At 30.7% G+C, this 11344-nt stretch carries 10 protein-coding genes; 8 read left to right on the top strand and 2 right to left on the bottom strand.

Annotated elements, in window-relative coordinates; translation table 11 throughout:
* Positions 1-2649, bottom strand: a 2649-nt coding sequence (purL, locus tag ABY863_RS00740; protein WP_372792333.1) for a phosphoribosylformylglycinamidine synthase, incomplete at its 3' end; no start/stop codon positions are given.
* Between the two features lie 499 nt (positions 2650-3148).
* On the opposite strand from purL, the gene hisG reads away from it, so the two are divergent.
* The 8 genes from hisG to hisIE all read left to right on the top strand — a co-directional run bounded on the left by hisG (position 3149) and on the right by hisIE (position 10791).
* Positions 3149-4006, top strand: coding sequence for an ATP phosphoribosyltransferase (gene hisG / locus ABY863_RS00735; protein WP_372792331.1), 858 nt, complete (start codon positions 3149-3151; stop codon positions 4004-4006).
* 109 nt (positions 4007-4115) lie between these two features.
* Positions 4116-5402 (top strand): histidinol dehydrogenase, encoded by a 1287-nt coding sequence (gene hisD / locus ABY863_RS00730; protein WP_372792328.1) that lies wholly within the window; start codon positions 4116-4118, stop codon positions 5400-5402.
* Positions 5403-5511: 109 nt separating this feature from the next.
* The gene (gene hisC / locus ABY863_RS00725; protein ID WP_372792326.1) at positions 5512-6549 is read left to right on the top strand and encodes a histidinol-phosphate transaminase; all 1038 of its coding nucleotides are present in this window, start codon (positions 5512-5514) and stop codon (positions 6547-6549) included.
* Positions 6546-7682, top strand: coding sequence for a bifunctional histidinol-phosphatase/imidazoleglycerol-phosphate dehydratase HisB (hisB, locus tag ABY863_RS00720; protein ID WP_372792324.1), 1137 nt, complete (start codon positions 6546-6548; stop codon positions 7680-7682). The genes hisC and hisB overlap by 4 nt, the downstream gene beginning before the upstream one ends.
* Positions 7683-7775: 93 nt before the next feature.
* A complete protein-coding gene (gene hisH, locus ABY863_RS00715) occupies positions 7776-8366 on the top strand; it encodes an imidazole glycerol phosphate synthase subunit HisH (protein ID WP_372792322.1) in 591 nt (196 codons plus the stop codon).
* Positions 8367-8491: 125 nt separating this feature from the next.
* Positions 8492-9238, top strand: coding sequence for a 1-(5-phosphoribosyl)-5-[(5-phosphoribosylamino)methylideneamino]imidazole-4-carboxamide isomerase (gene hisA / locus ABY863_RS00710; RefSeq protein ID WP_372792320.1), 747 nt, complete (start codon positions 8492-8494; stop codon positions 9236-9238).
* Positions 9239-9325: 87 nt separating this feature from the next.
* Entirely contained in the window at positions 9326-10081 is a 756-nt protein-coding gene (hisF, locus tag ABY863_RS00705; protein WP_372792318.1) for an imidazole glycerol phosphate synthase subunit HisF, read from the top strand.
* A gap of 110 nt (positions 10082-10191) precedes the next feature.
* Positions 10192-10791, top strand: coding sequence for a bifunctional phosphoribosyl-AMP cyclohydrolase/phosphoribosyl-ATP diphosphatase HisIE (hisIE, locus tag ABY863_RS00700; RefSeq protein ID WP_372792316.1), 600 nt, complete (start codon positions 10192-10194; stop codon positions 10789-10791).
* A gap of 7 nt (positions 10792-10798) precedes the next feature.
* Here the strand turns inward: hisIE and ABY863_RS00695 are convergent, their stop codons facing one another.
* A complete protein-coding gene (locus ABY863_RS00695; RefSeq protein ID WP_372792314.1) occupies positions 10799-11320 on the bottom strand; it encodes a hypothetical protein in 522 nt (173 codons plus the stop codon).
* Positions 11321-11344: the final 24 nt, after the last annotated feature.

Raw genomic sequence — 11344 nt, 5'->3', positions numbered from 1 at the left:
TTTTGCTTGGAAAACGATTCCTATGTTTTCAGAAAACAAATATTTTATGATGTCTTTTTCTTCAAAAACAGAGAAATCTATTTTAGCTCCTAAATTAACATCAGCAAAACACATTTCTAATAGTGTAGTAATTAAACCTCCACTTCCAATATCGTGACCGGCTAAAATTTGGTCTTCTAATATTAATTCTTGAATGGTGTTGAAAGCATTTTTAAAAAATACAGCATCTTTAATAGTAGGAGCACTATTTCCAATTTTATTAAGCGTTTGAGCAAATGAAGAACCTCCTAATTTAAAGTCATCTTGAGAAAGGTTGATATAATATATTGAACCACCATTTTTTTGTAATACAGGTTCCACTACTTTTTTAATATCATTACAATGTCCTGCAGCCGTAATGATTACAGTTCCAGGAGATAACACTTCGTCGTTTGGATATTTTTGTTTCATAGATAAAGAATCTTTACCTGTTGGAACATTAATTCCTAATTCAATAGCAAAATCTGAAACAGCTTTCACGGCTTTATATAAACGAGCATCTTCACCTTCATTTTTGCAAGGCCACATCCAATTTGCTGATAATGAAACAGAGTCTAATTTATCTTGTAAAGGTGCCCAAATTAGGTTTGATAAAGCTTCTCCAATAGCAGTTTTACTACCAGCAGCAGGATTAATTAATGCCGCAACTGGAGAATGACCAAGAGAAGTGGCAATCCCTTCTTTACCATTATAATCTAAGGCCATTACGCCCACATTATTTAAAGGTAACTGTAAAGGACCAACGCATTGTTGTTTTGCAACTTTACCGCCTACACAACGGTCTACTTTATTTGTTAACCAATCTTTACAAGCCACAGCTTCTAACTGAAGTACTTGTTCTAAATAAGTTGCTATATTTCTTACAGAATATTCTAAATCTGAATAATCATATTTAACTGTTTTATCAGTCATAATGGTTTTTGGAGAACTTCCAAACATATCATCCATTTCTAAATCCATTGGTTTTTCTCCTGTTGATTTGGATTTAAACGTAAAACGATGATTATTAGTTACTTCGCCAACTTCATAATAAGGAGCACGTTCACGATCTGCAATTCTATGCAAATATTCAGCATCTTTTGCTCCAATCACCAATCCCATACGTTCTTGAGATTCGTTGCCAATAATTTCTTTGGCAGAAAGCGTAGGATCACCAATAGGTAATTTATCTAAGTCAATTAATCCACCAGTATCTTCAACTAATTCAGATAAACAATTTAAATGTCCACCTGCACCGTGATCGTGAATAGAAATAATGGTGTTCACATCACTTTCTACCATACCACGAATGGCGTTGGCAGCTCTTTTTTGCATTTCAGGATTTGAACGTTGTACTGCATTTAATTCAATACCACTTTCAAAAGCCCCTGTATCTGCTGAAGAAACTGCAGCACCCCCCATTCCAATTCTATAATTATCACCACCAAGAATTACAATTTTATCATGTTCTTTTGGCGTATCTTTTAATGCTTGATCTTCTTTTCCGTATCCAATACCACCAGCTTGCATAATTACTTTGTCATACCCCAATTTTCTTGCATTTGTTATGCTGAGCTTGTCGAAGCATTCTTGATGCTCAAAAGTTAACAATGAACCAGTGATTAAAGGTTGTCCAAATTTATTTCCAAAATCGGATGCTCCATTTGAAGCTTTTATTAAAATATCCATTGGAGTTTGGTACAACCATTGGCGTTCTTTCATTCCATTTTCCCAAGGACGGTTTTCATTTAAACGAGAATAAGAGGTCATATAAACCGCAGTTCCAGCTGAAGGTAAAGAACCTTTTCCACCAGCCAATCTATCTCTAATTTCACCTCCAGCTCCTGTTGCAGCTCCATTAAAAGGTTCAACAGTTGTTGGGAAATTATGTGTTTCAGCTTTAATTGAAATAACGGAATTAAAATCTTTTTTCTCATAAAAATCAGGTTTATCAGCTGTTTTTGGAGCAAACTGTTCAACAGTTGGTCCTTTTACAAAAGCAACATTATCTTTATATGCAGAAACAATTCCACCTGGATTTTTTTCAGAAGTCAAACGGATTAATTTAAATAACGACGTAGGCATTTCTTCTCCATCAATTACAAATGTTCCGTTGAAAATTTTATGGCGACAGTGTTCTGAATTTACTTGAGAAAAGCCAAACACTTCACTATCGGTTAGTTTTCTTCCAATTTTTTCACTTACTCCATTTAAATATGCAACTTCTTCTTCACTTAAAGACAAACCTTCTTGTTGATTGTACGCAGCAATATCTTCAATATCTAAAACTGGTTCTGGTTTTATATGAATATCAAAAATAGCTTGATTTAGGCTTTCAAATTTTTGAAAAATCATAGGATCGTATGCTTCCTTTTCATTTGAAGCTGTAAATTCTTCAATTCTAATAATCCCTTCAATCCCCATATTTTGAGTGATTTCAACAGCATTTGTACTCCATGGAGTAATCATTGCAGCGCGAGGACCAATAAAAAAAGCATCGATTGATGCCTGTTCTAATTTTTCTTGATTTCCAAAAAGCCAGTTTAGTTTTAACGTGTTTTCTTGTGAAAGTTCTTTTGACGTTTGTACAGCAAATATTTTACTGTTTTCATTACCAAAGAATTGAATCATATTTTAGTTGATTTTAGTGTATTGTTAGAAAAATGCAAATTTAACTAAAATATTAGAAACAATCAGTTTGCTTTTTACTGAATTCATACAGTTATTAAATGACTTTTAAACAATTTGCTTTATTGAATAGATGATGTATTAAACAATTCATCACTGTAAACTTGTTTTGAGTCTTAAATGTTTGAATAATAATAGAAGTTATTAATTAATTTAGTACGTTTAACGAAGTAATTGTTATTTATTTAACAAAACAGTGCTATTTGTAAAACTTTTGTAAGTTTTCAGTTTGGATATTAAACATTTTTATATATTTGCCTCATAAAACAAGAAACAATGTTATTTATTCAATTTCATCATCATCATTCTCATACTAGCACTCAGGCGAGAAGATAATGTATTGAATAAAATCAAAAAAATATATTTTAAAACCCGTTTGAGTAAATCAAGCGGGTTTTTTGTTTTACGCTATTAGATTTACTTAAACACATTAAACTAAATAATGAATAAAATTAAAATCGCAGTACAAAAAGCAGGTAGATTAAATGAAGATTCTCTTCAATTATTAAAAGATTGTGGAATTTCCATTGATAATGGGAAAGACCAATTAAAAGCCTCATCAAGCAATTTTCCATTAGAAGTTTTGTATTTACGTAATGGAGATATTCCTCAATATCTTCGTGATGGAGTAGTGGATATAGCAATTATTGGAGAAAATGTATTAATTGAAAAAGGCTCTGATATTGGTATTGTTGAGAAATTAGGATTTTCAAAATGTAGAGTTTCTTTAGCAGTTCCAAAAGATGCTAATTATACAAGTATTAAAGATTTGGATGGTGCCAGAATTGCAACATCTTATCCGAACACTGTGAAACAATATTTTAAAAAGTTTAATGTTACACCTGATATTCATATGATTAGTGGATCGGTTGAAATAGCTCCTAATATAGGTTTAGCTGATGCAATTTGTGATATTGTTTCAAGTGGAAGTACGCTGTTTAAAAACAATTTAATAGAAGTAGAGGAAATGTTAACAAGTGAAGCTGTTTTAGCAGTTTCTCCATCAATTTCTGAAGAAAATCAAAAGATTCTTGATAAAATTCAATTTAGAATTCAAGCAGTTTTAAAAGCACGTAAATCAAAATATATTTTAATGAATGTTCCAAATGATAAAGTTGAGGCAATTATTAAATTATTACCTGGAATGCGCAGTCCTACTGTTTTACCATTAGCAGAAAAAGGATGGAGTTCAATTCATACTGTAATTGAAAAAAATTCTTTTTGGGAAGTTTTAGATAAACTTAAAGCAAATGGGGCAGAAGGATTGTTGGTAATTCCTATTGAAAAAATGGTACTCTAATTATTGTTGAAACGTTGATTTGTTGAATTGTTTAACTTTATAATTTCATGCGTTTTTACAAATTAACAATTACACATTTCAACGATTAAACAGTTAAACTTAAATTAAAATGAATAAAATTATAAATCCACAAAAAAATGAATGGTCTGAATTATTAAAAAGACCATCACAAACAATAGAAGCAATAGAAACTGCTGTTACTTCAGTTTTTGATGACATAAAACGAAATGGCGATGATGGTATTAAGCGTTATACTTCTATTTTTGATGGCGCAGAACTAAATGAAATGTATGTTTCTGACAAAGAGTTTTTAGATGCTGAAAAAGAAATTTCTAGTGAATTAAAAGAAGCAATTTCTTTGGCAAAACGTAATATTGAAAAATTTCATTCGGCTCAAAAAACCAATAAAGTTGTAGTTGAAACTACTGAAGGTGTAGCGTGTTGGCAAGAAAAAAGACCTATTCAAAAAGTTGGTTTATACATTCCAGGAGGTACTGCACCCTTATTTTCATCGGTATTAATGTTAGCAATTCCGGCTCAAATTGCAGGTTGCAATGAGATTATTTTAGCAACACCCCCAAACAAAAAAGGAGAAATTAACCCAGCAATAATTTATACGGCACAATTATGTGGTGTAACCAAAATCTTAAAAGTTGGAGGCATACAAGCTATTGCAGGATTAACATTTGGAACAGAAACCATACCACAAGTATATAAAATTTTTGGACCTGGAAATCAATATGTTACAGCTGCTAAACAATTGGCAACAAAATATGGAGTAGCTATTGATATGCCTGCAGGACCAAGTGAATTGTTGGTGGTTGCAGACGAAACAGCAAATGCTAGTTTTGTAGCGTCAGATTTATTAAGTCAGGCTGAACATGGTGTTGATAGTCAGGTAATTTTAGTTTCAACTTCTTTGGCTAAATTAAAAGAAGTAGAAAAAGAAATTGAGAGTCAAATTCAGAATTTATCAAGAAAGAAAATTGCTATACAAGCCATTGAAAATTCAAAATTAATTTTTATTGAAACTAAGGAAGTTGCTTTAGAATTGATAAATGAATATGGACCTGAACATTTTATAATTTGCACGAATGAAAATGATTATTACATTGATGGCGTTCAAAATGCAGGTTCGGTTTTTATTGGGGATTACACACCAGAAAGTGCTGGGGATTATGCATCGGGCACAAATCATACATTGCCTACAAATGGATATTCAAAAGCATATTCTGGTGTAAATTTAGATTCGTTTTTGAAAGCTATTTCATTTCAAAAAATATCGGAAAAAGGAATTCAAAATATAGGAAGCGCTATTGAATTAATGGCTGAAGCGGAAGGTTTAGACGCTCATAAAAATGCTGTAACACTGCGTTTAAATAGTTTGAAAAAGTAGTAATTCTCTTTACTAAATGTTACACTGAGCTTGTCGAAGTGTTTTTTGGAATTACGTCATAATAGGATAATAATAAATGAGACCCTGAAACAAATTCAAGGTGACACATATGAAATTAGAAAAATTAGTTCGAGAAAATATTAAGGCATTAAAACCGTATTCATCAGCAAGAGATGAATTTAAGGAGCTAAAAGCTAATATGGTTTTTTTAGATGCAAATGAAAATCCGTTTGAAAATGGTGTAAATCGATATCCAGATCCTCAACAAACAACAGTTAAAAAAGAATTGTCTTTGTTGAAGGGTGTTTCTGTAAATCAAATTCTGTTAGGAAATGGAAGTGATGAAGTGTTGGATTTAATTTTTAGAGCTTTTTGCGAACCAAAAGAAGATAATGTAATTACATTACCACCAACGTATGGAATGTACCAAGTTTTGGCAAACATTAATAATATTGAAGAAAAAGAAGTATTGTTAACGGCTGAATTTCAACCAAATGTAAATGAAATTTTAGAGGTTACTGATGCCAATTCTAAACTATTGTTTTTATGTTCACCAAACAATCCAACAGGTAATTCTTTTTCTAATGAAAGTGTTGAAATATTATTGAAATCATTTAATGGATTGGTTGTAATTGATGAAGCATATATAGATTTTTCTTCGCAGAAAAGTTGGCTTTTAAGATTAGAAGAGTTTCCAAATTTAATTATTACACAAACGTTGTCAAAAGCATACGGAATGGCAGGCATTCGTTTAGGAATCTGCTATGCTTCCGAAGAAATTATAGCTATTTTAAATAAAATTAAGCCACCTTATAATATAAATGAATTAACACAACAAAAAGCTTTAAAACGTATTTTAACTAAAAATAAGGTTAAAAAAGAAATTGAGACTATTTTAGAACAGCGAGAAAAATTAATTGATAAATTAAAATCAATTTCATTTATTGAAGAAGTATATCCAACTGATGCTAATTTTGTACTAATAAAAGTTGACAATGCGATGAGCAGATATGCTGATTTACTTGAGAAAGGAATTGTGATTAGAAACAGAACAACACAGCCGTTGTGTGAAAATACCTTGCGTTTAACTGTTGGAACTAAAAGTGAAAATATGAAGTTGATAAAAGCATTAAAAGATATAGAATGAAAAAGAAAGTTTTATTTATTGATCGTGATGGTACTATGATAAAAGAGCCAGCTGATGAACAAGTTGATGCATTTGAAAAAATAATATTTTATCCAAAAGCATTTACATATTTAAGCAAAATTGCAAATGAATTGGATTTTGAATTGGTCATGGTTACCAATCAAGATGGGTTAGGAACAGCGAGTTTGCCAGAAGAAAATTTTTGGCCAGTTCAAAATTTTGTAATCCAATGTTTTGAAAATGAAGGAGTAAAGTTTGATAAAGTTTTTATAGATAAAACGTTTGCAAAGGATAATGCATCAACCAGAAAACCAAATACGGGTTTGTTAACCAACTATTTTTCTAATGAATATGATTTGGAGAATTCTTTTGTAATTGGCGATCGATTAACAGATATTCAGTTAGCAAAAAATTTAGGGGCTAAAGGAATTTTTATAAATGATAATACAAATCTTGGAACTGGTGAAATCACAGTTAAAAGAGAAGAATTGGATTCGTTTATTGCATTGGAAACAAACGACTGGCAAAAAATTTATGAGTTTTTAAAATTAGAAAACCGTACAGCTGAATTAACTCGTAATACGAATGAAACGAAGATTTTTATCAAATTAAATTTAGATGGAACTGGAAAAAGTGAAATTTCAACAGGAATAGCATTTTTTGACCATATGTTAGACCAAATTGCACGTCATGGAAATATGGATTTAACAATTCAAGTAAATGGTGATTTGGAAGTTGACGAACATCATACTATTGAAGATACCATGATTGCTTTGGGTGAAGTTTTTGCAAAAGCATTGGGTACTAAATTAGGTATAGAACGTTATGGTTTTTGCTTGCCAATGGACGATTGTTTAGCGCAAGTAGCAATAGATTTTGGAGGTAGAAATTGGTTAGTTTGGGATGCAGATTTTAAGCGTGAAAAAATTGGTGAAATGCCAACTGAAATGTTTTTCCATTTATTTAAATCGTTTACCGATGGTGCACGTTGTAATTTAAATATTAAGGCAGAAGGAACTAACGAACATCATAAAATTGAAGGCATTTTTAAGGCATTTGCAAAAGCAATAAAGGCAGCAGTAAAAAGAGATTCAGAAAAAATGATTTTACCTAGCACAAAAGGAATGCTTTAATTCAATTGATGATTAACAATTAAAAATAATTTTTTTTAGCCACACTAACTTTTTCACATTGAGCTTGTTGAAGTGAACAATAATAGAAAAAAAATGAAAATAGTAATTATAAATTACGGAGCAGGAAACATACAATCTATTAAATTTGCTATTCAGCGATTGGGATATGAAGCGGTGCTGTCAAATAACGAAGATGAGATTAGAAATGCTGATAAAGTTATTTTTCCAGGTGTTGGAGAGGCTAGTAGTGCAATGAAAATGTTGAAATATACAGGGTTGGATAAAGTAATTCCAACATTAAAACAACCAGTTTTAGGTATTTGCCTTGGAATGCAGTTAATGTGTAAATATTGTGAAGAAGGTGATACGAAAGGACTAAATATTTTTGATGTTGATGTTATCAAATTCAATGATAATAAAAAAGTTCCTCAAATTGGATGGAATCAAATTGAAAACTTAAAATCAGATTTGTTCAAAGGTATTAATGAAAAAGAATATATGTATTTGGTGCATAGTTATTATGTTCCTATAAATAATGAAACAATTGCTGTAACTAATTATGGATTAAAATATGCATCTGCATTACAAGAAAAAAACTTTTATGGAGTTCAATTTCATCCAGAGAAAAGTAGTAAAGCAGGCTCACAAATTTTGAAGAATTTTTTAGAGTTGAATAATAATTAGGTGTAACAATGCCATTCCTGTGAAATCAGGAATCCATATACCATATAAATAATAGATTTCTTCCTGCGCAGGAATGATAAAAGGTTTTAAGCAAAAAAAAACAATTTAACAATTTAACAATAACAATGAGAATTATACCAGCAATAGATATTATAAATGGTAAATGTGTACGTCTTTCAAAAGGAGATTATGCTACTGAAATAGTGTATAATGAAAACCCATTAGAAGTGGCTAAAATGTTTGAAGCTCATGGTGTTAAATATTTACATTTGGTAGATTTAGATGGCGCAAAGGCAAGTCATATTGTGAACCATAAAGTATTGGAGAATATTGCTTCAAACACCAATTTAAGTATTGATTTTGGAGGAGGATTAAAGTCGGATGATGATTTACGAATTGCTTTTGAATCTGGTGCAAATCAAATTACAGGTGGTAGTATTGCTGTTAAAAATCCTGATATATTTAAAAGTTGGTTGCAAAAGTACGGAGCTGATAAAATTATTTTAGGAGCTGATGCTTTGGATGAAAAAGTAGCTGTTAGTGGTTGGTTAGAAGAATCCGATAAAGAATTACTTCCTTTTATTCAAAATTTTGTAAAAGAAGGGATTCGTTATATTATTTGTACAGATATTTCTAAAGATGGTATGTTACAAGGTCCTTCGTTTAACTTATATCAAAAAATTTTGAATGAAACTAATGTCACTTCGAGCGGAGTCGAGAAGATAAAATTAATTGCTTCAGGAGGAATTTCAACATATGATGAATTGCCAAGGTTGGCTGAAATGGGATGTGAAGGAACTATTGTAGGTAAAGCAATTTACGAGCATAGAATAAGTATGAAACAAATAGAGAATTTTATTTTAAATAATTAATTGTCATTATGAGGAGTGAAACGACGTGGTAATTTCTTTTTTGAAAGAGATTGCTTCATTTCATTCGCAATGACGAAACAAAAGAAAATGTTAACAAAAAGAATTATTCCTTGTTTAGATATTAAAAATGGAAGAACTGTAAAAGGTGTAAATTTTATTGATTTAAGAGATGCAGGAGATCCTGTAGAATTAGCTGAAATATATGCTAATGAAGGAGCCGATGAATTGGTATTTTTAGATATTACAGCAACAGAGCAACGAAGAAAAACGTTAGCTGAATTGGTGATGCATGTTGCAGAAAAAGTCAATATACCATTTACTGTAGGTGGCGGAATTTCGTCGGTTGAAGATGTTGAGATATTACTAAATTCAGGTGCAGATAAAGTTTCCATAAATTCTTCTGCAGTTAAAAACCCGCAACTAATTAATGATTTGACGGCTCGATTTGGAAGTCAATGTGTTGTTGTTGCAATTGATGCTAAGCAAATTGATGGAGAATGGATAGTGCATTTGGTTGGTGGAAAAGTACCAACCGAAATAAGATTGTTTGATTGGGCAAAGGAAGTTGAGCAAAGAGGAGCAGGTGAAATTTTATTCACATCTATGGATCACGATGGAACTAAAAATGGTTTCGCAAATAAGGCATTAGCTTATTTAAGTGAATTGGTAAATATTCCAATTATTGCTTCAGGAGGAGCTGGAAATATGCAACATTTTACGGATGCATTTATTGTAGGAAAAGCAGATGCAGCTTTGGCTGCAAGCGTGTTTCATTTCAAAGAAATAAAAATTAAGGATTTAAAAAACGAATTAAAAAGGAATAATATTCCAGTGAGGTTATAATTTATTGTCACACTGAGCTTGTCGAAGTGCGTAATAAATAACACTAAAAAATGTTAAGATTCTGAAACAAGTTCAGAATGACGAAAGGCTAAAAATTATAAGAAACAATTATGAACATAGATTTTAATAAAAACCAAGACGGTTTAGTACCAGCAATAATTCAAGATGCAATAACTAGTAAAGTTTTAATGTTGGGTTATATGAACAAAGAGGCATATACAAAAACTATTGAAACTGGAAAAGTTACATTTTTTAGTAGAACAAAAAGTAGGCTTTGGACAAAGGGAGAGGAAAGTGGGAACTTTTTAAATTTGGTTTCTATAAAAAATGATTGTGATCAAGATTCATTATTAGTTAAAGTAAACCCAGTTGGACCAACATGCCATAAAGGAACGGACACTTGCTGGGAAGAAACTAATGAGCAATCTTTTGGTTTTTTATCTGAATTAGAAAATGTTATTAAAAGTAGAAGAGAAAATGCAGATTCTAAAAGCAGTTATGTGGCATCCTTATTTGAAAAAGGCATTAATAAAATTGCTCAAAAAGTAGGTGAAGAGGCTGTAGAAATTGTAATTGAAGCCAAAGATAATAACGATGAATTGTTTTTAAATGAAGGAGCAGATTTACTATTCCATTATTTAATTTTACTCCAAGCTAAAGGTTACACTTTAAACGATGTTGTAAAGGTTTTAGAAGGAAGACATTCTTAAAAGTGAATTATATAAAATTTTTAACTTCATCTTTAATAAAAGCCAAAGCTGTATTTGAAGGTGAAGTTCTATTTAATGATTTTTGTAGAACAGCTTCTCTCAATTCTTGAGCAGTTGTAACTGAAGTTTCTTCTGAAGTATTTTTAATAAGTTGCATTGTAGCATTTTTTGAAGTTATAATGATACTCCAGCATTTGTCTGAAATATAAATTTGCTGTGTTAAATTATGTTCAAATTCTTGTTCAATAGTACTTATTAAACTAATTACATATGCACTTTTATCATTATTGATAGATGTAACACGGATTAATAATTTAGAAGGATTTATACGTTCTAAATACAGTGTCATTCTTTCATAAGCTTGTAATTTAATGGGGAGTGATTCTTTTTGGTTTTCTTTTAGTAAACTTATTTTTAGCTTTTTTTCTTCCGATTTTATATGTGTTAGAAAGAACAAATAAGCAATTATTCCAGTAATTATTGAAGGCAATGTATAGCTAAGTAATTCTATTATTTTTTTTAATTCCATAATTATTTACATATAAAAATTCAA

The organism is Lutibacter sp. (assembly GCF_041562875.1).
GTDB lineage: Bacteria > Bacteroidota > Bacteroidia > Flavobacteriales > Flavobacteriaceae > Lutibacter.
Note: the sequence above shows the minus strand (reverse complement) of the source record. Positions and strands in the feature narration are given on the sequence as shown.

What these genes read in the sequence shown, in the direction of transcription:
- hisA (WP_372792320.1), top strand. Translation starts at nt 8,492, where the DNA reads ATGAGAATTATACCAGCAATAGATATTATAAATGGTAAATGTGTACGT.
- hisG (WP_372792331.1), top strand. Translation starts at nt 3,149, where the DNA reads ATGAATAAAATTAAAATCGCAGTACAAAAAGCAGGTAGATTAAATGAA.
- hisC (WP_372792326.1), top strand. Translation starts at nt 5,512, where the DNA reads ATGAAATTAGAAAAATTAGTTCGAGAAAATATTAAGGCATTAAAACCG.
- hisF (WP_372792318.1), top strand. Translation starts at nt 9,326, where the DNA reads ATGTTAACAAAAAGAATTATTCCTTGTTTAGATATTAAAAATGGAAGA.
- ABY863_RS00695 (WP_372792314.1), bottom strand. Translation starts at nt 11,320, where the DNA reads ATGGAATTAAAAAAAATAATAGAATTACTTAGCTATACATTGCCTTCA.
- hisD (WP_372792328.1), top strand. Translation starts at nt 4,116, where the DNA reads ATGAATAAAATTATAAATCCACAAAAAAATGAATGGTCTGAATTATTA.
- hisIE (WP_372792316.1), top strand. Translation starts at nt 10,192, where the DNA reads ATGAACATAGATTTTAATAAAAACCAAGACGGTTTAGTACCAGCAATA.
- hisH (WP_372792322.1), top strand. Translation starts at nt 7,776, where the DNA reads ATGAAAATAGTAATTATAAATTACGGAGCAGGAAACATACAATCTATT.
- hisB (WP_372792324.1), top strand. Translation starts at nt 6,546, where the DNA reads ATGAAAAAGAAAGTTTTATTTATTGATCGTGATGGTACTATGATAAAA.